This window comes from Mycetocola saprophilus, from assembly GCF_000718085.1.
In the GTDB taxonomy this organism is placed as follows: domain Bacteria; phylum Actinomycetota; class Actinomycetes; order Actinomycetales; family Microbacteriaceae; genus Mycetocola; species Mycetocola saprophilus.
Map to the genome: position 1 here is coordinate 1399259 of NZ_JOEC01000002.1, position 23195 is coordinate 1422453.

25 protein-coding genes are annotated in these 23195 nt (G+C 67.2%); 16 read left to right on the forward strand and 9 right to left on the reverse strand.

Going from position 1 to position 23195, the window contains the following annotated elements:
* Positions 1-95 precede the first annotated feature (95 nt).
* Genes IE92_RS0112270 through IE92_RS0112280 form a run of 3 tightly spaced genes read left to right on the forward strand, consistent with a single transcriptional unit; the run spans position 96 to position 1902 of the window.
* Entirely contained in the window at positions 96-566 is a 471-nt protein-coding gene (locus IE92_RS0112270; RefSeq protein WP_081863859.1) for an SMR family transporter, read from the forward strand.
* Positions 563-904 carry a DMT family transporter gene (locus IE92_RS0112275; protein WP_030148788.1) on the forward strand — a complete coding sequence of 114 codons (342 nt, stop codon included), beginning with the start codon at positions 563-565 and terminating at the stop codon, positions 902-904. Before IE92_RS0112270 ends, IE92_RS0112275 begins: the two co-directional genes overlap by 4 nt.
* Complete coding sequence (locus IE92_RS0112280; RefSeq protein ID WP_051701551.1) at positions 904-1902, forward strand: GlxA family transcriptional regulator; 999 nt, start codon at positions 904-906, stop codon at positions 1900-1902. Before IE92_RS0112275 ends, IE92_RS0112280 begins: the two co-directional genes overlap by 1 nt.
* Before the next feature lie 66 nt (positions 1903-1968).
* Here IE92_RS0112280 and IE92_RS0112285 read toward each other — a convergent pair whose 3' ends face one another.
* Positions 1969-3354 carry an MFS transporter gene (locus IE92_RS0112285; protein ID WP_030148790.1) on the reverse strand — a complete coding sequence of 462 codons (1386 nt, stop codon included), beginning with the start codon at positions 3352-3354 and terminating at the stop codon, positions 1969-1971.
* Positions 3351-3818, reverse strand: a complete 468-nt coding sequence (locus IE92_RS0112290; protein ID WP_052367300.1) for a MarR family winged helix-turn-helix transcriptional regulator — start codon at positions 3816-3818, stop codon at positions 3351-3353. Before IE92_RS0112290 ends, IE92_RS0112285 begins: the two co-directional genes overlap by 4 nt.
* A gap of 181 nt (positions 3819-3999) precedes the next feature.
* Here IE92_RS0112290 and nadE point away from each other — a divergent pair, with 181 nt between their 5' ends.
* Positions 4000-4827: an ammonia-dependent NAD(+) synthetase gene (gene nadE, locus IE92_RS0112295; RefSeq protein WP_030148792.1), complete on the forward strand. Its 828-nt coding sequence runs from the start codon at positions 4000-4002 to the stop codon at positions 4825-4827.
* Here the strand turns inward: nadE and IE92_RS0112300 are convergent.
* The 3 genes from IE92_RS0112300 to IE92_RS0112310 all read right to left on the reverse strand — a co-directional run bounded on the left by IE92_RS0112300 (position 4824) and on the right by IE92_RS0112310 (position 8653).
* The gene (locus IE92_RS0112300) at positions 4824-7517 is read right to left on the reverse strand and encodes a tetratricopeptide repeat protein (protein ID WP_030148793.1); all 2694 of its coding nucleotides are present in this window, start codon (positions 7515-7517) and stop codon (positions 4824-4826) included. The genes nadE and IE92_RS0112300 overlap by 4 nt on opposite strands.
* 46 nt (positions 7518-7563) lie before the next feature.
* Entirely contained in the window at positions 7564-8241 is a 678-nt protein-coding gene (locus tag IE92_RS0112305; RefSeq protein WP_081863858.1) for a hypothetical protein, read from the reverse strand.
* Positions 8242-8416: 175 nt separating this feature from the next.
* Positions 8417-8653, reverse strand: a complete 237-nt coding sequence (locus IE92_RS0112310; protein WP_147441692.1) for a hypothetical protein — start codon at positions 8651-8653, stop codon at positions 8417-8419.
* Between the two features lie 167 nt (positions 8654-8820).
* Between IE92_RS0112310 and msrA the strand changes: the two genes are divergently transcribed.
* From msrA to IE92_RS0112330, 4 genes are all read left to right on the forward strand, one after another.
* Positions 8821-9348: a peptide-methionine (S)-S-oxide reductase MsrA gene (gene msrA, locus IE92_RS0112315; RefSeq protein WP_030148796.1), complete on the forward strand. Its 528-nt coding sequence runs from the start codon at positions 8821-8823 to the stop codon at positions 9346-9348.
* Between the two features lie 299 nt (positions 9349-9647).
* Positions 9648-10097 (forward strand): DUF6993 domain-containing protein, encoded by a 450-nt coding sequence (locus IE92_RS0112320; protein ID WP_245601273.1) that lies wholly within the window; start codon positions 9648-9650, stop codon positions 10095-10097.
* 103 nt (positions 10098-10200) lie between these two features.
* Positions 10201-11883: an energy-dependent translational throttle protein EttA gene (ettA, locus tag IE92_RS0112325; protein ID WP_030148798.1), complete on the forward strand. Its 1683-nt coding sequence runs from the start codon at positions 10201-10203 to the stop codon at positions 11881-11883.
* 73 nt (positions 11884-11956) lie between these two features.
* Positions 11957-12427 (forward strand): acyl-CoA thioesterase, encoded by a 471-nt coding sequence (locus IE92_RS0112330; RefSeq protein WP_030148799.1) that lies wholly within the window; start codon positions 11957-11959, stop codon positions 12425-12427.
* 51 nt (positions 12428-12478) lie between these two features.
* Here IE92_RS0112330 and IE92_RS0112335 read toward each other — a convergent pair whose 3' ends face one another.
* On the reverse strand, positions 12479-13351 hold the full coding sequence (locus tag IE92_RS0112335; RefSeq protein WP_030148800.1) for an acyl-CoA thioesterase: 873 nt from the start codon (positions 13349-13351) through the stop codon (positions 12479-12481).
* 97 nt (positions 13352-13448) lie between these two features.
* Between IE92_RS0112335 and IE92_RS0112340 the strand changes: the two genes are divergently transcribed.
* The 3 genes from IE92_RS0112340 to IE92_RS0112350 all read left to right on the forward strand — a co-directional run bounded on the left by IE92_RS0112340 (position 13449) and on the right by IE92_RS0112350 (position 15327).
* Entirely contained in the window at positions 13449-14126 is a 678-nt protein-coding gene (locus tag IE92_RS0112340) for a DUF8185 domain-containing protein (protein WP_030148801.1), read from the forward strand.
* A gap of 92 nt (positions 14127-14218) precedes the next feature.
* Complete coding sequence (locus tag IE92_RS16775) at positions 14219-14782, forward strand: GNAT family N-acetyltransferase (protein WP_051701549.1); 564 nt, start codon at positions 14219-14221, stop codon at positions 14780-14782.
* The gene (locus tag IE92_RS0112350) at positions 14779-15327 is read left to right on the forward strand and encodes a GNAT family N-acetyltransferase (protein ID WP_051701548.1); all 549 of its coding nucleotides are present in this window, start codon (positions 14779-14781) and stop codon (positions 15325-15327) included. The genes IE92_RS16775 and IE92_RS0112350 overlap by 4 nt, the downstream gene beginning before the upstream one ends.
* 2 nt (positions 15328-15329) lie before the next feature.
* On the opposite strand, the gene IE92_RS0112355 is transcribed toward IE92_RS0112350, so the two are convergent.
* The 3 genes from IE92_RS0112355 to pepN all read right to left on the reverse strand — a co-directional run bounded on the left by IE92_RS0112355 (position 15330) and on the right by pepN (position 19571).
* Entirely contained in the window at positions 15330-15746 is a 417-nt protein-coding gene (locus IE92_RS0112355) for a globin (RefSeq protein WP_051701547.1), read from the reverse strand.
* A 59-nt stretch (positions 15747-15805) separates the two neighbouring features.
* On the reverse strand, positions 15806-16924 hold the full coding sequence (locus tag IE92_RS0112360; RefSeq protein WP_030148805.1) for a mechanosensitive ion channel family protein: 1119 nt from the start codon (positions 16922-16924) through the stop codon (positions 15806-15808).
* 97 nt (positions 16925-17021) lie between these two features.
* A complete protein-coding gene (pepN, locus tag IE92_RS0112365; RefSeq protein ID WP_030148806.1) occupies positions 17022-19571 on the reverse strand; it encodes an aminopeptidase N in 2550 nt (849 codons plus the stop codon).
* Between the two features lie 159 nt (positions 19572-19730).
* On the opposite strand from pepN, the gene IE92_RS0112370 reads away from it, so the two are divergent.
* From IE92_RS0112370 to IE92_RS0112390, 5 genes are all read left to right on the forward strand, one after another.
* Positions 19731-20111 (forward strand): GntR family transcriptional regulator, encoded by a 381-nt coding sequence (locus tag IE92_RS0112370; RefSeq protein ID WP_030148807.1) that lies wholly within the window; start codon positions 19731-19733, stop codon positions 20109-20111.
* Positions 20108-21154 carry a DUF1648 domain-containing protein gene (locus IE92_RS17410; protein ID WP_030148808.1) on the forward strand — a complete coding sequence of 349 codons (1047 nt, stop codon included), beginning with the start codon at positions 20108-20110 and terminating at the stop codon, positions 21152-21154. Before IE92_RS0112370 ends, IE92_RS17410 begins: the two co-directional genes overlap by 4 nt.
* Positions 21155-21465: 311 nt before the next feature.
* The gene (locus IE92_RS0112380; protein WP_030148809.1) at positions 21466-21987 is read left to right on the forward strand and encodes a hypothetical protein; all 522 of its coding nucleotides are present in this window, start codon (positions 21466-21468) and stop codon (positions 21985-21987) included.
* Between the two features lie 80 nt (positions 21988-22067).
* Positions 22068-22670: a mycothiol-dependent nitroreductase Rv2466c family protein gene (locus IE92_RS0112385; protein WP_156027525.1), complete on the forward strand. Its 603-nt coding sequence runs from the start codon at positions 22068-22070 to the stop codon at positions 22668-22670.
* Positions 22671-22686: 16 nt separating this feature from the next.
* Entirely contained in the window at positions 22687-23190 is a 504-nt protein-coding gene (locus IE92_RS0112390; protein ID WP_030148811.1) for a ribose-5-phosphate isomerase, read from the forward strand.
* The last annotated feature ends 5 nt before the right edge of the window (positions 23191-23195 follow it).

Genomic DNA, 23195 nt, shown 5'->3' on the forward strand with positions numbered 1-23195 from the left:
CGTGACACGCGTGCCAATTGTGAGGGCGCGGGAGGTACGGTGAACTAGGGATGTTCGGCATATGGCCGAACGCCTGTTCATGGAGTCACACACATATGAAAACCTGGCTGCTGCTTCTGGCCGCAATCTTGACCGAGGTCACCGCCTCGGTCAGCCTCAAAGCCGCTCAAACGCATCCGATCTGGTACCCGCTCGTGGTCCTCGGATACGTCGCGTCCTTCTATCTTCTTTCCCGCGTGCTGCGCCTCGGCCTGGGCCTCGGGGTGGCCTATGGTATCTGGGGGGCCACCGGCGTCGCGCTGACGGCGCTCGCCTCCGTGCTGTTCTTCGGCGAACCGCTGACCCCGCTGATGATCGGCGGGCTGATCCTGATCATCGCCGGGGTGCTGGTGGTGGAGCTGGGATCTCAGCGCGCCCACGGTGCGGCCGAGCGGGCCGCCGCTGCTTCGACGAGCGCCGGTGCCGCTGCTTCGACGAGCGCGGGTGGTGCTGCATCCGCAATCGCCGCGACTACGACGACTGCCGCAACCACGTCCACCGGCGCACCCACCGAGGCTCCCGCATGATCGCCGCGATCCTGCTGGCGCTCGCCGTGGGCAGCGAGGTGGCGGCCACAGCGTCACTGCGCGCGGCAGTGGACGGCAGCCGCCGCTGGTACATCCTGACCGTCGGCGGTTACCTGGCCGCCTTCTCCCTGTTTGCAGGGTCGCTGAGCTCGGGTATGCCGCTCGGGGTTGGCTACGGGATCTGGGCCGCCAGCGGTGTGGCCATCACCGCGGTGCTTGCCAAGTACCTCTTCAAGGAGCCGCTGACCGCGCTGATGTCGCTGGGCATTTTGCTGATTATCGGCGGCGTGGTCCTGGTCGAGGTGGGCTCGGCCACCGCCCACGCGGCGCTCGGTTGATGCGCACTCCCGAGATACTCACCCCCGAACTCGGCACCGCCACCGCACCCCACCGGGTTGCGGTGGCGGTGCCGCCGGGCGTGGCACTGTTTGACCTGGCGATCCCCGACGAGGTGTTTGGCGAGGTGCGGGTGGGTGGACAGGCACCGTATCTGGTGACCGCCTACGCCTTTGGGAACGAGGCGGGGGTCGAGGTGGCCGGCGGACTCTTCCTGCCCGGACGGGGAAGCATCGCGGAGTTTGAGAACTCGGACACGCTGGTTATCCCCGCCGGAGAAAACCTCGAGGAGCCGCCCCCGGCGGCCCTGAGAGAGGCCATTCGGCGCGCCCATGCTCGCGGTGCCCGGATTGTGGGACTCTGCACCGGGGCGTTCACCCTGGCCGCGGCCGGACTCCTGGACGACCAGACCGCCACCACGCACTGGCGATACGCCGATGCGCTGGGCGAGCGGTATCCGCGGGTGAGTGTGGACCCGGCGGTGCTCTACACGTCCCACGATCGCGTCTTCACCTCGGCGGGAACGGCCGCCGCGATCGACCTGTGTATCGAAATTGTGCGCCGCGATCACGGCGGAACGGTCGCCAATGAGCTGGCCCGGACGCTGGTAATGAACCCGCATCGGGCCGCCGATCAGGCGCAGTTTGTGCCGATCCCGGTTCCCGAGTGCAGTGATGAGAGCCTCTGGCCGGTGATCGAATGGGCGCGCACCAACCTGGATCGCCGCATCGGCGTGGGCGACCTTGCCGACCGTGCCCACGTGAGTGTGCGCACCCTGATTCGTCGCTTCGACCGCGAGTACGCGCTGACCCCCAGCCACTGGCTGCGATTGGAGCGTGTGCGTCGTGCCCAGCAGCTGCTCGAGGAGACCGATCTGGGGATCGACGAGGTGGCCCGGCAGAGCGGATTCGGCACGGCGACCAGCCTGCGTCAGGCCTTCGCCGAGCGCCTGCACACCTCCCCGGCCGCCTATCGCGGCGCGTTCAGGTCGCGCGTCTAGTAACGCCTGCCTCGCCCAGCGGCGAGGCAGCCGCGAGGCAGGCGTGACGGGCCGGGCGCGCCACGGCTACCGCTTGGGGGAGCGCAGCGATCGATCCAGGATCGTGAGGATCAGCGCGCTCGCGGTCAACCCGGCCACGATCCATCCGATCGTGTTGAGTCCCGCATCGCTCGGGGCCTGCCCGTAGACGATCCCGATGATGCTTGAGGCGACAATCGCGCCCAGCTGAATCGACGTCCGGGAGAGCCCGGCGGCCACACCAATCTGTCCCGCCGGCGCCTGGCGGTAGAGCGCCGCCTGGTTGGAAATCGAGGCGAGTCCCTGCGGCAGACCAAACACCGCGAGCACCACCAGGATGTAGATGGTGGGATCAGTCGATGAAATGCTGGAGAGCAGTAGCCCACCCACCATCGGTGCGGCGGCGGCAATGATCAGCGGCCCCCGGATGCGCTTGGCGCGGGCCACCAGAACCGAGCAGATGCCGGCGACGATCGCGGTGGGGATCTGATAGAGCCCCGCGGCCGAGGGCGCCAGCCCCACGTCCGTCTGCAGCCACTGGCTCATCGCGTACACCACGAGATACGAACCGGTATACACCAGCATCAGGCGCAGATAGGTGCGGGCCAGCGGACCGTTGTGTACCAGCATGCGCACGTCGATAAAGGGCACCAGTGCGCGATACTCCCACCAGATCAGCGTGCCCAGCGCCGCGGCGGCGATCGGCAGAAGCCAGTAGAGTCCCGAGCTGAGATCCAGCAGGAACAGCAACAGTGCGACCACGGTGATCGCAAACAGCAGCAGCCCCGGTGGGTCAATCGCCTTCCAGGCCGATACCGTGCGGGCGCCGCGTACCCGGGTTTTGTCGCCGGGGAGCCACAGCCAGGCCAGCACAAACGCGATCAGCGCGAGCGGGATGTTCACCAGGAAGATCGACTGCCACCCGAACGCGTGGATGAGCACCCCACCCAGCACCGGCCCAATCGAGGAGGTCACCAGGCTGGAGATGGAGAGTCCCGAGAGCAGCACCTGCGGGGTGGGTTTGTCGAGTCGGGCCGACTGATCAGAGATCAGCGTCATCGCCGACGGATACGCGGCCGAGGTGCCCAGCCCGAGCAGCAGCCGGGCCAGCAGCACGCCGCCGAAGGTGGGCAGCAGGGTCGGGATGATGCCCGCGGCCGCGACGATGGCCAGTCCGGTGAGATACACCCGGCGCGGCCCGAACGTGTCGGCCAGCTTGCCCATCGCCGGCTGGCTCACGGCGCTCACCAGGTAGAGCCCGGCAACCAGCCAAATCACCGTGGCCGCCGAGACATTCACGGCGTGGGCGATCGGGGTCAGCGCGACCGCGATCATGGTGGTGTTAATCGGGTTGAGGGCGGGGCCGATCAGAATCGGGATCGCAAACTTGGGGCCAAACCCGATGGTTTCGGCCCGGGTGATGACCGCGCTCATTTGCGATCAAGACCAAAGGCGACCCGCTCCATCAGCTCGACGCCGGCGCGCAGGGTTCGGCGTTCCTCGGCGCTCAGGTCGGTATCCATGAGCAGGGCCAGATCGCGATCGCGTACCCGGTTGACGGTGTCCAGGACGCGCTGCCCGGCCTCGGTTAGCCGGATCAGGTCACGGCGGCCGTCGGTGGGATCGGGGGCCTTGTCGACCAGCTCGCGGGTCACCAGGTCGCCCACCACGCTGCCCATGGACTGGGGACGGATCTGCTCGCGCCGGGCCAGGTCGGCGATGCTCAGCGGGCCGTGCCGGAAGAGCAGGCTCAGGACCGCCTCATGCGTGCGTCCCAGGTCCTCGACCGTTTCAATTCGGCGCAGGGTGCGGCGCAGCCGATCCACGTTGAGCCGGAATCGCTGGGCGGTTTCCAGGGACCGGGGGTCGGGATCGGGGACGTTCATCGCGGGGGACATGGTTTCAGCGTAGGCTTTGACAGGCAATCTTGCAAGTTTACCTGTCGAATTTGGCGGGTGGTGCTTTCAACGGACACCAAACCAGTCGCCGCGCACCCTGTCGGGGGTTGCCAGCCACGAGGATTTCACGCCACGAAACATTGATGACCGTGGCGGGCCCAACCGGGGGTAGATTAGAGACATGAGTGAGCTACAGCAACAGATCATCTCCGAACTCGGGGTTCGGCCCACAATCGATCCGGCCGAAGAAATCACCCGCCGGGTGGATTTCCTGGCCAACTACCTGCGCAGCACCAAGGCTCGTGGCCTCGTGCTCGGCATCAGCGGCGGTCAGGACTCCTCCCTCGCCGGACGTCTGTCCCAGCTGGCCGTGGAGAAGCTGCGGGCCGAGGGCGTGGACGCTCGTTTCACCGCGATGCGCCTGCCCTACGGGGTGCAGCACGATGAGGATGACGCGCAGCTCGCGCTGGAGTTCATCCGCCCGGACCGCTCGGTGATTCTGAACATTCGCGCGGGAGTGGACGGCGTGGCCGAGGCTTTCCGCGAGGGCACCGAGGAGCCCCTCTCCGACTTCAACAAGGGCAATATCAAGGCGCGTGTGCGCATGATCGCCCAGTACGCCGTGGGCGGGGCCGATGGGTACCTGGTGGTGGGTACCGACCACGCGGCCGAGGCCATCACCGGTTTCTATACCAAGTTTGGTGACGGCGGGGCCGACGTGCTGCCGCTCTCGGGCTTGAGCAAGCGTCAGGGTGCCGCCCTGCTGCGCGAGCTGGATGCCCCGGCTCGCCTGTACGAAAAGGCCCCCACGGCCGACCTCCTGGACGAGGTCCCCGGCCAGACCGACGAGTCCAGTCTCGGCGTGCGCTATGCGGAGATTGACGACTACCTGGAGGGACACGAGGTGGATGCCGATGTGGCCGCCGCCCTCGAGGCCCGCTTCCTGCTGACCCGCCATAAGCGGGCCCTTCCGGTCACCCCGGATGACACCTGGTGGGTGGCCGGCTAGGTTCCGGAACCCACATCCCCGACAGCCTCCGCGAGTACGCTCGCGGGGGCTGTTGTCATCCCCGCATCGGACGCCAGGTTCCCCCACGGGAACAGGGCAACCAGCACCAGCACGGCTATCAGCACCGCCAGAATCAGCACGCCGAACACCCGTCGCAGCACGGGCTTGAGCGCCTCGGCATGCTTGGCCTGGGCCCGCCGGGTATCGCGATCATCAAATCCGAGCTCGCGCTGCATGAGCGGCACCAGCGGCTTGAATGCGCGGCTGGCGGCCCAGTATCGTTTGCGGGCGAGCAGCGCCTCGGCCACATCGCTGCGCGAATCCAGGGTGTCGCGATGGGTGGGACCGAGTACGCGTGCGCGGTCCCGTGCCACCTCGCGATAGATCGTCTCGGCCTCCTCGTGCCGGCCGAGAATCGTCAACCGTCGGCCGAGGCGGGAGCGCAGCCCCAGGGCCTCGGCGGAATCCGGGGCGAAGGCACCGGCGCGATCGATGGCCGCGTGCTGCTCGATCATGCTCTGTTCGATGTCCCCGTTTTGGAACAGGCCCTGGGCGAGTCTGCCCTGCAGCAGCGAGTATCCGAGCGGGTCGGCGTCGGGATCCAGGTAGGGCAGGAGCTCGCGGTACTCGGCGATCGCTTCGGCGGGGGAGCCGATCTGGAATACCGCGTCGGCGACCCCACGCCTGGCCTGAAGGGTTTCGGGATGGGTGGGGCCGGCGGCCTCGCTAAACGTGTCGGCCGCCCGCCGGAAGGCCACCAGGGCGTCGGCGAATCGGCGCTGATCGGCCAGCAGGATGGCCCGGCGCAGCGATACGCGGGCCCCCGACAGGCCCGCCGAATCCGAACCCAGCGCGTCCAGCGAGTCCGCGAGGACCGCGGCCGAGGCCTCGGTGTTGCCGCGGGCACGCTCGACATCGGCCAGGCTGTCCACGGTGTCCAGGGTGCGGGGATCATCGGCCCCGAAGACCCGGGTGCGGTCGGCCAGGAGCGCGCGATAGCGTCGCGCCGCATCCTCCAACTGGCCGGCGCGGAACGCCGTCCAGGCGCGGGCGCTGCGGGAGGAGAGGGTTTCGGCGCTGTCGGGTCCCAGGGTCTGGGTGCGGGCCTCGATCAGGCGATCAAACTCGGCGATTGCTCGATCGTAGTCGCCCAGGTGCTCGTGCTCCCGGGCCAGATTGTGTCGGGTGGTGAGAATGTCCGGATCCGCATCGGCCGTGCGTTGGCGGCGAGTCTCATCGGTCACCTCGATGTCGGCCATCTGGCTGCGCAGCAGGTGGATCCACTCGTTCCGGGCACTCTCATGCTGGTCCAGCTCGCAGGCGATCAGTGCCAGATTTCCCAGCACCCGTCGATGTGCCGGGGTGTTTTCGGCCAGGGCCTGGGCGCGCAGCGGTTCCAGTAGGCGTCGCGCCTCGACGTAGCGATCCGCGCGGATATAGGCCACGGCCAGGTCATTCTGGCTGGCGGGATCCTCGGGGGAGATCAGCTCGCGCAGGATCGCGATGGCCTCCTCGTCCCGGCCCACATCGGTCAGGGTCATGGCCAGGCGACGGCGCACCACATCGCGAGAGTCGGGGGAGATCTCGGGGATATCAAGCGCGGCCTGGAACGTGGCGATGGCCTCGTCGGTGGCACCGATGGTGCGCAGGGTGAAGGCGATGCGGTCGCGATTTTCGAGAATGTCGTCGGGGGTTCCGGACTGGGAGATGAGATCGTCCAGGAGTCGATACTGCTCGAGGGCCTGGGGGTGACGCAGGGTGTCGATCAGGCGGGCGGCCCAGCGCTGACGCATCAGGATCACGGCCTCATCGTCGGCGGCCGCCTCGGTGGCGAGGCGCTCGATCGAGGAGGTGAAGACCTCATCGAGCGTGCTTTCGGGCAGGGCGCCCTCCTGCTCGCCGCGTTCGGTGATCACGATGCGCCGCCGCAGGATCGTGCCCAGTAGGTCCGGCTGGGGGGTGTCGCGCAGATCATCCAGCAGGTCCGTATAGGCGATCTCGGCGTCCGAATAGCGGCCCAGCATGCCCAGCAGGAATGCCACGTCTTCCCGGACATCCAGGGTGGTTACCGCCCGCGGTCCATCGGCCTGTTCGAGCGCGATCAGCGCCGCCCGGTAGGCATCCAGGGCGGCCTCGTAGTCGCCGGTTGTGCTGGCAATCCCCGCCACGATCCGGTGCGAACGCACGGTGTCCGGGTTGAGTGGACCCAGGGCGGCGAGACGTCGATCACGCAGATCGCGAGCCATGTCCAGGGCCTGCGGATAGCGGTTGAGATCGGCGGTGAGTCGCACCCGAATCTCGCGCACCCGAAACGCCTCGACGGCGTCCTCGCCGGCCACCCGCTCGATGTCGGTCAGCAGGTGGGTGCTCTCGGCCAGTGCCGAATCCTGATCGCCCGAGAAGGCGGTGGCGAGCACCCATTCGACCCGGGCGCCCAGAGCCTCGGCGGAGTCGGAACCGTTCAGCACGCTCCACTGGCGCGAAACCTGGGCCCAGAGATCGGCGGCCTCGCCGTCCCGATCGATCATGTAGAGCAGCGCGGCCTTGGCGGCGAGGGCGCGGGTGGCCTCGGCCGACCCGGCCTCGCCGAGTGAGGCGGTCGCGATGTGTTCATCAAGAATCTCGAGTGCGCGGCCGGTTCCCTCGGTACGCAGCAGGTGAAGGAGTTCTTCTCGAGAATCAAAACTCATCGGAGGCCTTTCGCGGGGGATGTGCGCCTAGCCTACTCCGAGCGGGTTAGAGCGGGTGCGGGGTGTTGCGCTCGGGGTCGGCACCGGCGGCGCGTGCCGAGGGGTCGATGGCCGCGACATCATCGATCAGCTGCTGGGTTCGAGTGTCGGCACCGAGGGCGGCACCCTCGGAAACCGGCGGGGTGGCGACCCAGGCATCGGAGGCGGGGGAGACGCGCGGGCTCTCGGTCACGTCGGTACGCCAGCGCAGCAGGTCCTCCTCGAAGACCTTCTTGGCGCGACGCGGCTTGTTCTGCCACTCGATCAGGCGATCGCGGAACTCGGCCACCACCGGGTCCAGCTGGAATCCGAATGCGGAGGAGTTGCGCTTAAGCTCGGCCAGCTGGTGCGCGGACCAGTTGGCGGCCAGGGCCGAACCGTAGACCGGGAGCAGGCGCAGGGTGATGTCGGCCTGACCGACGGCGCGGTCGGCGAGGACCTGCTCCTGCGGGGTGAGCGAGGCCCAGACGGCGGCCTCGGTGGAGGCGTCCACCAGGGCCGCGATGGCCGCGGTCTTCGCGTCACGGTCGCGGCGATTAATCAGCGCACGGATGGCTCCGCGCACGATCAGGCCGGAGACAATCACCGACACCAGAATGGCGACCGCGGTGACGGCGGCGGAGAACAGGGTCGGGTGGGCTGCGTCCGAGCCAACCCAGGAGATAAAGTCGTGCCAGGTGTCCATAGTTCGCACCCTACCCGCGATCTCGCCGCCCGGGCCGTGCCGAGGCGGCCGTGTCGCGAAATTTTGCGGGAATTTCCCACCCAGGCACGTTTCGGAGCCCGATCAGCAGGTGCGGTTACTCACCCGCGGCCTCGTGCGGGTAGGTCGAGGCGCGCGACTCGTGACGCGTGGACTGCTAGGCACAGCGCAGGCAGTCGACCGCGTCATCCGCGGACCAGAACTCACCCAGCGGGGTGAACGAGCCGGCGAGGGCGCTGAAGCGCTTGGCCACAAACACCTCGCCCTCGGGGGTGTCCCGGGCTTCAAGATGGCCCACGATGCGGTCATCGCGCGCGATGACGCGCCACAGGGCGGGGCGTACCGGGTGCAGGCGCAGGCCACCGTGGGCCTGGATGAGCGTCGGAGTTGTCATGACCATCACGGTACGGAAGGCCTCCGACATTGTGGACACGCCCGAGGAATTCCGGCGAATCCGGTGAAAGGCCGTGAATGCATGACGCCTGGAATGCGTGGGCCCCGGTGCGGGTTATAGTCGCAGAGGATACGTGCCCGCGGGCGCGCAGGGAAAGGACTGAAATCATGACCACAAGTTTTGTTTTGGCCGGCGGATGCTTCTGGTGTCTGGACGCGGTCTATCGCACCCTGGATGGCGTCAGCGAGGTTGTATCCGGATACACCGGTGGCACGACCCCCAACCCCAGCTACGAAGCCGTCTGCACCGGGCACACCGGCCACGCCGAGGTGGTTCGAGTGGTGTTTGACGAGAGCGTGATCCCGGCCGACATCATCCTGGACGCCTTCTTCACCCTGCACGACCCGCGTCAGCTCAACCGTCAGGGCAACGATGTGGGTACCCAGTACCGCTCGGCGATGTTCTACACCGATGAGGCCCAGCGCGAGCTGTTCGAGGCCGCTCGGGAACGTGCGGAGGACATTTGGGACGGCGAGGTCGTGACCGAGATTTCGCCGCTGGGCGAGTTCTTCGATGCCGAGGACTACCACCAGGACTTCTTTGCGAAGAATCCCGGACAGGGATACTGCCTGGCCGTGGCCGTGCCCAAGGTGAACAAGGTGCGTCGCCGCTTCGCCGAGTACATCGTCGCCTAGCGACCCCTCGGGGTTATCCCCAGGCGCGGCCACGAGTGGGGTTATCCCCAACCGTGGCCGCGCCGTGGTTTTTCGCCCCGCCCCCGTCAAGACTGAAGATGGTTGCTCCCGCGGGGCTCCCCATCCATCCGGCACACACCTGGTTCCGCGGGAGCAGCCGAACGCACCGTAGCGGCCGCGTCCACCCGCGCCCTCATGGTTCTTGCGTACAATCGGAGGCACGCGTGCCGGGACCCCACCCGGCGGGTGGTGAGGATTTCCAAGAGAGAGATGGTGGCCCCGTGAATATGACCCGGAGTTTGCGCGTTGGAGTAGTTCTGGCAGCCGCACTCGCCCTGGCCGGGTGCACAGCATCCCCGAGCCCCACACCCTCTTCGACCGCGAGCGCCTCGGCGAGCGACGCCCCGGCGGTGCCCGCCGAGCTCAAGCCCGATGGATCCGCCGAGGAGAACCTGCCCTTCTTCGATCAGGTGAACCGCGCCACCGTGTCCGCCAAGCCCGAGGCCGTGGGGAAGGACCTGATCGATGGTCTGGTCGCCGCCGGGTTTGATAAGTCGGCGATGCAGGTGTCCGAAGACAAAACCACGCTGGGCCGCCCGGTGGATGCGATCGAATTCGCGGTGCTCTGGAAGGACCAGTGCCTGGTGGGCCAGTTCGGCCCCACGGTGGATGGCTACCATTCCACGGTCCAGCCCAAGCTGGACAATGGTGGATGCCTGATCGGAAAGACCCGCGCCATCGACTGGTAGGTGGCCGATTTCTCACCGGTCGGTGAGGAAGTGAGGAATGCTCGGCGGCCCGCCGTCGTTTCGGGCTGACGCGGGCGGCGATCACCACTAGACTGTTGTCGATATGGCTGAATACATTTACTCGATGGTCCGCGCCCGCAAGGCGGTTGGCGACAAGGTTATTCTCGACGACGTCACCATGGCGTTCCTCCCCGGAGCGAAGATTGGTGTGGTTGGTCCGAACGGTGCCGGTAAGTCCACGATCCTGAAGATCATGGCGGGCCTCGACACCCCCAGCAATGGTGACGCAAAGCTCACCCCCGGTTTCACCGTGGGCATCCTCATGCAGGAGCCCGAACTGGATGAAACCAAGACCGTGCTGCAGAACGTGCAGGACGGCCTCGGCGAGATCAAGGTTCAGGTAGACCGCTTCAACGCGATCTCCGCCGAGATGGCCGAGCCCGACGCCGACTTCGACGCGCTGCTGGAGGAGATGGGCAAGCTGCAGGAGGCCATCGACGCCGCCGACGCCTGGGACCTCGACTCCCAGCTGGAGCAGGCCATGGACGCCCTGCGCTGCCCGCCCGGCGATGCCGAGATCTCCAACCTCTCCGGTGGTGAGAAGCGCCGCGTTGCGCTCTGCAAGCTCCTGCTGCAGAAGCCCGACCTGCTGCTGTTGGATGAGCCCACCAACCACCTGGACGCCGAGAGCGTGCTGTGGCTTGAGCAGCACCTGTCCAAGTACCCCGGTGCGGTTATGGCCGTGACCCACGACCGCTACTTCCTCGACCACGTGGCCGGCTGGATCTGTGAGGTTGACCGCGGTCGCCTCTACCCCTACGAGGGCAACTACTCCACCTACCTGGAGAAGAAGGCCGAGCGTCTGCAGGTCCAGGGCAAGAAGGACGCCAAGCTGGCCAAGCGCCTGACCGAGGAACTCGAGTGGGTGCGCTCCAACGCCAAGGGTCGTCAGACCAAGTCGAAGGCTCGTCTGGCTCGCTACGAGGAGATGGCGGCCGAGGCCGAGCGGACCCGGAAGTTGGACTTCGAGGAGATCCAGATCCCCGCGGGTCCGCGCCTGGGCTCGGTTGTGCTGGAGGCCAAGAACCTGAACAAGGGCTTCGGCGACCGCACCCTGATCGACAACCTGAGCTTCTCGCTGCCGCGTAACGGCATCGTGGGCATCATCGGCCCCAACGGTGTGGGTAAGACCACCCTGTTCAAGACCATCGTGGGCATCGAGCCGCTGGATGGTGGCGAACTCAAGGTTGGCGAGACCGTCAAGCTGAGCTACGTTGACCAGTCTCGTGGCGGCATCGACCCGGAGAAGACCCTGTGGGAGGTTGTGTCCGACGGGCTCGACTACATCCAGGTGGGCAACGTCGAGATCCCCTCGCGCGCCTACGTCTCGACCTTCGGATTCAAGGGTCCGGACCAGCAGAAGAAGGCCGGGGTGCTCTCCGGTGGTGAGCGCAACCGTCTGAACCTGGCGCTGACCCTGAAGCAGGGTGGAAACCTCCTGCTGCTCGATGAGCCTACCAACGACCTCGACGTGGAAACCCTCTCCAGCCTCGAGAACGCGCTGCTGGAGTTCCCCGGTTGCGCCGTGGTCATCACCCACGACCGGTGGTTCCTGGACCGCATCGCGACCCACATTCTCGCGTATGAGGGCACCGAGGAGAACCCGGCTTCCTGGTACTGGTTCGAGGGTAACTTCGAATCCTACGAGGAGAACAAGATCGAGCGCCTCGGCCCCGACGCCGCGAAGCCCTCGCGCGCCTCGTACCGCAAGCTCACCCGCGACTAGCTGATTCTCGGCGGTCTGCGGCGGGGAAACCCGCCCAGGCCGCCGTTTTTCATTCCCCGATGGAGGTTCTGTTTTGAAGATTGATGTGCCGCTGCCCCTGCGTTGGTCGGACCTGGACGCCTATAACCACGTCAATAACGTGGAGTTTTTCCGCCTGCTGGAGGAGGCCCGCGTGCGGGTGTTCTGGACCCGGCAGCCCGGGGAATCCGATCTGCCGGCCGACCTGGCGGTCATCTCGGCCGAGGCCGGCTCGGGCATCATGACCCTGATCGGGTCGCAGCGAATCGAGTATCTGGCACCGCTGTCCTACCGCCAGAAGCCCATCATCATCCGCCTGTGGATCGCGCGTCTGGGTGGTGCCTCGATGGAGGTGCACTACGAGGTGCGGGACGGTGCCGCCGAGGACGCCACGGTGTTTGCGATCGCGTCGACCACGATGGTGCTGGTGGACGCCGCCTCGGGCCGCCTGATGCGGGTCCCCGCCGAGCAGCGGGACGCGTGGACGCCGCTGCTGGAGGATCCGGTGGTCTTCCGCGAACGCTAGCCACAACCGGAAACGGCCCCGATCGGTAGGGGCCGTTTCTGCGTGTGACGCTTAGTCGCGCGCGTCGGGAATCCGAACCATGCCCTCCTGGGCGATGCTGGCGACGAGGTTTCCGGCGCGGTCAAAAATCTTGCCGCGGGACAGGCCGCGGCCGCCGCGAGCCGAAATCGACTCCTGGACGTACAGCAGCCATTCGTCGGCGCGGGCCGGCCGGTGCCACCACATCGCGTGGTCGAGGCTGGCGATCTTCAGGCCCGGGGTGACCCAGGGGATCCCGTGGGCGCGCAGGATCGGCTCCAGGATCGTGTAGTCGCTGGCATAGGCGATGGCGGCGCGGTGCAGCAGGTCGTTATCCGGCATGTCTCCCAGCACCCGCATCCAGACGGCCTGGTGCGGGGTCTTTTCGGGCACCCGGAAGTAGATCGGGGTGGGGATGTGGCGAATATCGAAGGCGCGGCCGGTGGCCCACTGCTTGGCCACGGGGTTGTCGATGCCGGCGAGCATATCGGCGGCGCTGGGCAGCGTCTCGGGGTCGGGGATGCCGACGGGCGTCTCATCCTGATGTTCGAGGCCCGGATCCTCGTCCTGGAACGAGGCGATCATCGAGAAGATCGGACGTCCATCCTGATAGGCCTGGGTGCGCCGGGTGCTGAAGGAGCGACCGTCGTGAATGCGGTCCACCGAGAAGGTGATCGGCAGATCGACGTTGCCGGGCCGCAGGAAGTAGCCGTGCATCGAGTGCACAAACCGGTCATCCGCCACGGTGCGGGCGGCGGCCACCACCGACTGCGCGAGTACCTGTCCACCAAAGACGCGTCCGCCGGGGGCCCACTCCGAGGGTCCGGTGAAGATGTCCTCGCTGGTTCGGGCACCGGTATCGGTCAGATCCAGCGCGTGTAGCAGCGATTCGAGAGGGGCAGACATAGAACTCCTTGTTGGTGAAACCTACGGGCTCTAGTTTAGGCCGCCTCGCGACGGCGGGTTGGGAATGCCGGGGCGTCCCGGATAGTTTAGAGGTGTGATGGATACCTCCTTTACCCTGGCCGATTCCGAGACCCGATCCGACCTGAGCGTGTTTGTGCAACGCGCCGGACGCGTGGATCGGGAGGCCGTGCGCCTGGTGGGCACCGGGGGAGTGCTGGCGGTGTCCAGCCCGGTTCTGGTCCCGCGGGGCATCCTGTCCAGCGGACCCACCATCCTCGGGCTGCGCACGTTTGCGTTGGCCGAGGACGCCTCCTTTGATACCGTGGTGGCCCCCGCCTCGGTCCTGGAACGGCTGGCCCGGCTCGATGCACTGGGGACCGCCCTGCACGAGGTGCGCCTGCCCCCCGCCGAGGTGCGTGCCTCCTGGTCGGGGATCGCCGCGCCGCGTGGGGGATGGGAGCGTACCGGGAGCGTGAGCGCGGGGGTGCTGCGGGCCGGCGCCCGCGCCGGAGTCACCGAAATCGCCGCCGCGCTGCCCGCCAATGCCGGGGATCCGATCGTGGCCGGGGTGCGCATGGGGGTCTGGGGACGCGACCTTGAGGACGCGCCGGGGCTGCCCGGCGGGGTCGCATTTGCCGCCGATGCGCTGGGATTCCTGGGCCCCGATGACGCCGAGGAACTCGCGATCTTCACCTCCGGTTCCTGGACCCGAATTACCAGCCTGCGCGGGCACGTCCTGGTGCGTCGCTCGGGCGGCGGTCTGCTGGTGAACTAGTGCCATCCTCGGCGGCACCGTGCCGTGACGAATCCGCGCTCCATATCCGCCCGAGCCTTGCTCGTCGCCGAGCCTGCTCGGATAATAGGGTGATGGACCTTCCCCTGCCGCCCAGCGCCCCGACGATTCCGATTCGCGAGGACCTGCGGCTTCGCCCGTGGCGAGTCGGCGATGAGGACGTGATTACGGCCGAATGTCAGGATCCCGAGGTTCAGCGATGGACCACGATCCCCACCCCCTACACGCGGGAAAATGCCGAGTTTTTCCTGGAGATCACCGCGAGCGACTGGGCCTCGGGTGCCGGCGGTTCGCTGGCACTGGTGGATCCGCGTGAGGACGTGCCGTTTGGCTCCTTCGGATTCGTGAGCATCCGCGCCGACCATCGAGCCGCCGAGATCGGGTACTGGCTCGGCGCGGGACGGCGCGGCCACGGCTACGCGACCGCCGCGGTGATCGCGCTCAGTGAGTATGCGCTGGGCCTGGTGGGGCTTGACGAGGTGTTTCTGCGCATCGATCCGCTCAACCTGGCCTCGGCGGCGGTGGCTCGCCGCGCCGGGTTCGAACTCACCGAGACCGCGGTGGCCGACGCCCGGACCCCCGAGCTGATGGACACCTATTCCCTGTTCGCCGCACGCGTGCGTCCGGAATCCGCGTGACGAGCGCGGGGTTCCCCACGGCCGCGCCCACCCTTCTCGTCGGCGGTGGCCTAGTGCTGCGTCCGTGGCTCGGCACCGATGTGGAGGCGGTCTTTGAGGCGTGCCAGGATCCGGAGATCCAGCGCTGGACTCCCGCTCCCACCCCGTATACTCGGGCGGATGCCGAGCGGGTAGTAGGACGTTCGATCGCCTCCTGGGACGCGGGCCGCGGAGGCTATCTCGCCCTGGTGGACTCCGTCGAGGACCGGGCGAGCGGATGGTTTGGGATTGTCGATCTGGATGCGGATGCCCGCAGCGCCGAACTGGGCTACTGGCTTGTCGCGCCGCTGCGTGGTCGCGGGATCGCTACCCGTGCGCTCGACACCCTCGTTGAGTATTCGTTTGAGGTGGGCGGCCTGGACTCGGTCTACCTGCGGATCGACCCGGCAAACGAACCCTCGGCCGCGTTGGCTCGCCGATCCGGGTTCATTCGCACCGCCAGCAGGGTAGTCGGGGCCCGCTCACCCGAGCCGCTGGACACCTATACCCGCCTGGCGGAGGACTAGCCCTACTCCTCGAACGTGTTGACCATCGCGGTGGCCGCGCGGGAGAGGTAGTCCCAGAGGATCGCGTCATCGGCGGGGGAGAGATTCATCTTGTCGACCCCGGCGCGCATGTGGACCAGCCAGCGGTCGCGGGCGGCGGGGTTGACCTTGAATGCGTTGTGGCGCATGCGCAGGCGGGGGTGTCCGCGCCGCTCGGAGTAGGTGGTGGGTCCGCCCCAGTACTGCTCCAGGAACATCAGCATGCGCTCGGTGGCCGGCCCCAGGTCTTCCTCGGGGTACATCGGGCGCAGGATCGGATCGTCGGCGATGCCGCGATAGAACTCGTTCACCAGGATCTCGAAGGCCGGACGGCCGCCGAAGCGCTCGTAGTCGGTGCGACCGAGCAGGTTCTTGGGATACTGGCCCTCGGGGGTGGACATAATGCTCCTTCTCAATCCTCCGGCTCACGTTCAGCCGGGCACCGGGGTGCCCCTCCAGCCTACTGGGTGGGCGGAGTCTGTCCCGTCGGGTTTTCCCCGGTGGACTTGCGTCGCGGTGCACGCTTGGAAGCGGGTTTCTCGTCCGCCGGCGGCTTGGTCAGGCTCTGATTGACGGTCCCGATCGGGCGGGTGCGCGGGGGCTTGGCCCCGAGCACGCTGCCGGCGCTGTCGAAGCCGGACAGGACCACGGCCTCGAGCGAGGTGAGCGGCACCTCCTGCTCGCGGAAGTCCTGGAACAGGCGGGTGCGCAGCTCGCGGGAGACATCGTCCTTGGCGGCGGTGCGGGTTTTGACCACCACGCGCACCACCAGGGCGTCGGCGGACACCGACTCGATGCCCCAGACCTCGGGGCGGTCGATGATGCGCGAGCGCCACTTCGGCGTGTGGGCGAGGGTATTTGCGGTTTCCAGTGCCAGTTCCTGGGCGTGGACCACATCGGAGGTGTAGGGCACCGCGAGGTCCACGATCACGCGGGACCACCCCTGGGAGGTGTTTCCGACCCGGAGTACCTCGCCGTTGCGCACAAACCAGAGCGTGCCGTTGACATCGCGAATCTGGGTGACCCGGATTCCCACCCGCTCGACCACGCCGGTGGCCAGCGTGGTTGCGCCGCCGAGTTCAACCACGTCGCCCACACCCAGCTGATCCTCCATCACCATGAACAGGCCGTTGAAGACGTCCTTGACGATGTTCTGGGCACCAAAACCGAGGCCGGCACCGAGGGCCGCGGTGAGGAGGGAGAGTGATCCGATGAGTTTGTCATCGATCACGTTGACGATCATCACGATCGCGATAATCACCACGACCACGTTGACGATATTGCTCATCACGGTGCCCAGGGTGCGGGTGCGCTGGACCAGACGGACCGCGGCGAGCGGGGACACGCTCAGCGCCTGCGTGTCTTCGGCACCCTGATTCTTTTTGACGCCATTGACGATCTGGCTGACTACCCGGCGAATGAACAGGCGCAGAATCCACGATGCGACGACGGCGCCCGCGATGATCAGTGCTACCTGCACGAGCTTGCCCAGAGGGCTCAGCATGAAGGCGCCGATGGTGTCCCAGATGTTCAGCACGACGACGTCCGGGGTGGTGGGGGTGTCCGGTGTGGTTGCCATGCCTGAAAGTGTAGCGGCGGGCACCCGGGAGATCCTGGATGCCCGCCGCTAACGGGTGGTGTCGCGCGTGGCGACCGCCGGACTCACCGGCGTTAGATTAGTGCTGAGCGTCGCGCTCGCGTGCCGCCAGGGCGCGCTCGGTGCCGGCGACGGCCTCGAGAACGATCCGGCGCAGTGCGGCGGGGCGCTCGGCGTTGGCCGCGAGCCAGGCGTGGGCGGCGTCGCGCAGATCGGTGTCGATCAGCGCGGACGGGTACAGGCCCGAGATCAGCGGCTCGGCCACGTGGTAGGCGCGCTTGTCCCACAGGTCGGCGATGACGTCGAAGTACAGGGTCCGGAAGGGCTCCTGGTCGGCGGCATCGTGCAGGCGCTGGAAGCCCAGCGTGGTGGCCGAGACGATGGCGTTGGCGGCGGAGTCGTCCACCACCACGCTGTCCCAGGCGCGCTGCTTGGCGGCGACGCCCGGCAGGGCGGCGCGAGCCTGAGCGGCGGCCTTGGCCCCACCGGCGGTGTTGTCGGCGGCCAGGGCCGCGTCGATCTCGGCGTCACCCACGCGACCACCGGTTGCCAGGGCGCTCAGCAGCTCCCAACGCAGGTCGGTGTCCACTGTCAGCTCGGCGAGGGCCTCGCTCCCGTCCAGCAGGGCGGCGACCACGTCGAGGTGGGCGTCGGTGTTGGAGACGGCGGCGAAGAACTTCACGAACTGGAACTGGGCATCGCTGCCGGCCTCGGCACCGCGGGCCAGCGCCAGCAGGCCGTCGCCCACCTTGGCCAGGGTCTCCTCGCGGATGTCCTCGGCCACATAGGCCTCGGCTGCGAGCAGCAGCTGGTTCAGGGTCGTGCGCAGGGTGGTGGACTCGGTCTCGGTGGCGATGTGGTTCAGCACCAGGTCGACGTAGTCGCGGGCCGGGGTCTCGGCGTCGCGGGTGGCATCCCAGGCGCTGCTCCATACCAGGGCGCGGGCCAGCGGGTCGCTGATGTCGGCGAGGTGCTGGGTAGCAACCTCAAGGGAGGCGGCATCCAGACGAATCTTGGCGTAGGCCAGGTCGTCGTCGTTCAGCAGGACGAGGTCCGGACGGGTGCGACCGATCAGCTCGGCCACCTCGGTGCGCTCGCCATCCACGTCGAGTTCCAGGCGGTTCTCGCGGATCAGCTTGCCGTCGACCAGGTTGTAGAACCCGATGGCCAGGCGGTGCGGGCGGATGGTGGGGTAGTCGGCCGCTGCGCTCTGCAGGATCGCAAACGAGGTGATCACACCGGCCTCGTCAACCTCGATCTCGGGACGCAGCGTGTTGACGCCGGCGGTCTCGAGCCACAGGGTCGACCACTCGGAGAGGTCGCGGCCCGAGGCCTTCTCCAGCTCGACCAGCAGGTCGGCCAGCACGGTGTTGCCGAAGGCGTGCTTCTTGAAGTACGCGGAGACACCGGCGTAGAACGCGTCGATGCCGACCCAGGCGGCGAGCTGCTTGAGCACCGATCCACCCTTGGCGTAGGTGATGCCGTCGAAGTTCACCAGGACGTCGTTGAGGTCGTTGATCTCGGCGACGATCGGGTGGGTCGAGGGCAGCTGGTCCTGGCGGTATGCCCAGGCCTTCTCCATGGCGGCGAAGGTGGTCCAGGCCTCGGTCCACTCGGTGGCCTCGGCGGTGGCGATGGTCGAGGCCCATTCGGCGAAGGACTCGTTGAGCCACAGGTCGTTCCACCAGCGCATGGTCACGAGGTCGCCGAACCACATGTGGGCCAGCTCGTGCAGCACGGTGACCACGCGACGCTCCTTGATGGCGTCGGTGACCTTGGAGCGGAACACGTAGGTCTCGGTGAATGTGACCGCACCGGCGTTCTCCATGGCACCCATGTTGTACTCGGGCACAAACATCTGGTCGTACTTGGCGAAGGGGTAGGGCACGTCGAACTTGTCTTCGAAGAAGGTGAAGCCCTCGCGGGTCTTGTCGAAGATGTAGTCGGCGTCCATGTACTCGGCCATCGATGCACGGGCGAAGACGCCCAGCGGGATCACGCGGCCATCGCTCGAGGTGAGCTCCGAGCGCCAGACCTGGTACGGACCGGCCACCAGGGCGGTGATGTAGGAGGAGATGCGCGGGGTGGGCTCAAAGCTCCAGGTGCCCGAACCGTTGCCGTTGTCTACCGGCTCGGGGGTGGGGGAGTTAGAGATGACCTGCCAGGCCAGCGGAGCGGTCACGGTGAAGGTGAAGGCCGCCTTGAGGTCGGGCTGCTCGAAGACCGCGTAGACCTGGCGGGAGTCGGGAACCTCGAACTGGCTGTAGAGGTAGACCTCGTTGTCGGCGGGGTCCACAAAGCGGTGCAGGCCCTGACCGGTGTTGGTGTAGGCGTGGTCGGCGTCGACCACCAGCACGTTGTGCTCGGCCAGGCCGGCCAGTGCGATGCGGCTGTCATCGTTGATGGCGGCCACGTCCAGCGCGGTGCCGTTCAGGGTGACCGAGTGTACGGTGCGGGTCACGGCGTCGATGAAGGTCGAGCTGCCCGGGGTCGCGGTGAACGTCACGGTGCTCACGGTGCGGAAGACCTCGTCACCGGTGGTGAGGTCGATGTTGATGTCGTAGGACTCGACCGAGACGATGGAGGCGCGCTCGGCGGCCTCGGTCCGGGTCAGGTTTTCTCCGGGCAATTTCACTCCTTGCAGTGGATGGGATTGTGTCCAACATTCAGCGTACCGCGTGATCGGCCCGGAATACCGGGGTTGTGGAAAGCCCGCGGTGTGTGACGACTTGTGGAGGAAAGACACGCCGGGTATTGTTCTAGTTGAAGTAGAACAAGTGGAGGTTGAATGTTTCTGACGGTGGACCCACAATCGCCGATCACGCTCTATGAGCAGCTCGCGGCGAGCGTACGCGCGGGCATCCTAGACGGGAGCATTGCGCACGGCGAGCGCCTGCCCAGTGCTCGCGAACTCGCCGGATCCCTCGACCTCAACGTGCACACGGTGCTGCGTGCGTACCAGGCTCTGCGCGAGGAGGGGCTGCTCGATCTGCGCCGTGGCCGCGGTGCCGTCATCACCGCGCCCAGCCGGGACCTGGCCGAGGTAACGGCGGCACTGGACGCCCTGATCGGCGCCGCGAGCGCCGCCAGAATCGGCCCCGACACCCTCATCTCGCTTGTCCGCGCCCGCTTATCATCCACCCAGACCACCCAGGAAGGCCCCCGATGAACCTCACCGTCACCCCCACTCGCACCGCGGCCCAGACCCGGCTGGTGGCGCTGTTTGCCCTGATCCTTCCCGCCCTGGCCGGTCTCGCCGCGGCGGGGCTGATTCGCACCTGGCGCGATGACCTGCCCGCCGAGGTGATCACCCACTGGGGTCTCGCCGGCGAGGCAAATGGCTGGAGCTCGGCCGCCTGGCTCCCCGTGGTGGTGGGACTCCCGATACTCGGGGTCGCGCTGCTCCTGGGCCTGCTGATTCTGCTTCCCAGCGCCGCGCGCGGTGGACGGCTGGGCATTGCCTTGCTCTCTGGGTTTTCCTGCCTGTTTGGTGGGCTCCTGGCCACCCTCCTTCCCGCGACCGTGATCCGTCAACGCACGGGACCGGGCCAGGATGATCCGTCGGTGCTGATTCCATTTTTTGTGGTTGCCGTCGCCTGGGTAGCGCTCAGCGTCCTCGGAGCCGTCCTCATCCGGCGTGCGCTTCCCGCCGACGTCGCGACGCCCGAGAGCGAGACGAACGCCCCGACCCTGGACCTCCCCGCCGATGCCCGTGCGGTGTGGATCGCCTCCGCGTCCATCGGCACCCTGATGCGGGTGGTACTCGGTGTGGTCCTGCTCGGCCTGATCACGCTGCTGGCCTGGCAGATGCTGGTGGATTCCGAATTCAACCCGGTCGCCGCGATCATCACCGCGGTCATCGTGGTGGTGCTGGTGTCGGTCCTCTCGATGTTCTCGTGGCGGTTGCGGGCCGATCGGGCGGGCTTCCGCGCGCACGCGACCCTCGGCTGGCCTCGGGTGGAGATTCCACTCGACGAGATCGTGGGCGCACACGTGGTGGAGGTCAACCCGGTCGCCGACTTCGGGGGATGGGGATGGCGCGTGGGCGCAAACAGACGACTGGGGATCATCCTGCGTTCCGGCTCCGCCCTCGAGGTAGAGCGGCGGGACGGGCGGCGCCTGGTGATCACCCTGGCCGACCCGCAGACTCCCGCGGCCCTGCTCAACACCCTGGTGGAGCGAGGCGAGCGGCCCGCATCTGCCGTGGACTAGCCCCGCGCGGTCAATGCGCCATTCCGCACCTGCCGCGGGCTAACTCCGCGCGATCAATACGCCATTCCGCATCTGCCGCGGACTAGCCCCGCGCGGTCAATGCGCCATTATGCGACTGGGGCCATGCTTGGCGCAGACCCGAGGGCTACGGTGAGGGGGAACCCGACACCCACCCGTGTCAATCGGGTTCACTCCGATGATTCGCGCCACCTGCAGGCCGAGATCATCCGCACCGGTGGCGATTGAACCCCCTTCTCGCCACCGGTGTATTCCCGGTAGGCTCGGAGCACCCGCCGAGCAAGGAGCCCGTGATGAGTGCAGAGGATGCAGCCACCCCGACCGGGTCGCGTGTGCGCACCCGGGCTCGCCTGTTGTTTGTGGTACCACCGATGATTCCCGGGCTGATCGGTTCCGTGGTGTTGGCCCTCTGGTCCCCGCGTTTGCCCGCGCAGGTGGTGTCGCAGTGGTCGATGATCACGGGCGAGGCCACCAGCACCATTCCGCTGGGCTGGACGATCCTGTTTCCGCTGCTGTTTGCCCTGCTGATTACGCTGATAATCGCGGTTCCGGCGTTCTGGGTGATCCGCGGCGGCACCCCGGCCAACACGATTGCCGTGCAGCAGGGGATCGGCACGGCCATCGCCGGGGCCGGGGTGGTCATCCTGCTCTCGATCACCGTGATGCAGCAAAACCTTGAGGGCCAAACCTGGGCGAATTCGGTGCTTCCGATCCTGATCGCCGGGGCGCTCTGGTGCATCGTCGCCAGCGTGAGTGCGGCACGGGTGCGCCGAATCATCCCCACGCTGCGTGCGGCGCGGGTCGAATCCGCCTAAATTCCCCTTTGCTACTGCGCAAATTCCCAGCCTTGCAGATTGCGCATGCGTGGCGTTCGGGAATGCGATTGAATAGGGACATGGATACCGTAGATTTCTGGTTTGACCCGTCGTGCCCCTGGGCCTGGATGACCTCCCGCTGGGTAGATAATGTGTCCGCGCAGCGTGAGCTGAACGTCACCTGGCACCCGATGAGCCTTGCCGTGCTCAACGAGAACAACGCCGACCTCACCGATGAGCGTCGCGCGGGCCTGGCCAAGGTACTGCGATACAACCGCCTGGTGACTGGCGTGGCCGAGGAGGTCGGCCCCGAGCACATCAAGCCGCTGTACGATGCCCTGGGCACCCGGATTCACCCGGGTGGACGCACCGATCAGGATGCGATCATCGCCGAGGCGCTCGCCGAGGTGGGCCTGGATGCCGGTCTGGCAGCCCTCGCCGACTCCGAGGCTCACGATGTCGCGCTGCGCGAGAGCCACGGCAGCGGAATCGCGCTGGTGGGTCAGGATGTGGGCACCCCGATTATCGCCGTCAACGGCACCGCCTTCTTCGGTCCGGTCATCTCCCCGGCCCCCGCCGGAGAGGAAGCCCTGCGCCTCTGGGACGGGGTGCTCGCTGTATCCTCGTACCCGGGCTTCTTTGAGCTCAAGCGCTCGCGCACCGTCGGCCCCATTTTCAACTAAAGGATTTTCACGAATCATGCGTATTCACGTCGCCACCGATCACGCCGGCCTCGAATTTAGTCGCGCGCTGCAGGACCACCTGGTGAGCCTGGGCCACGAGGTGGTGGACCACGGTCCCACCTCCTACGATGCCCTGGATGACTACCCGGCCTTCTGCATCAACGCGGCCGCCGCGACCGTGGCCGACCAGCGTGCCGGTGTTCAGGCGCTCGGTGTGGTGTTTGGCGGATCCGGTAACGGTGAGGCCATCGCCGCCAACAAGGTTGAGGGTGTGCGCGCCGCGCTGGTGTGGAACCACTCCACCGCCACCCTGGCTCGCGATCACAACGACGCCAACGTCATCTCGATCGGTGCGCGCCAGCACGAGGAGTCCGAGGTGCTCGCCTTTGTCGAGGCCTTCATCGCCGAACCCTTCTCGCAGGATGAGCGTCACGTGCGCCGCATTGCGCAGCTGGCCGAGTATGAGACCACCGGTGATATCGCCGGTAAGGGTGTCGAGCGCCCGGTTTCGCGCGGCTAGTCGAC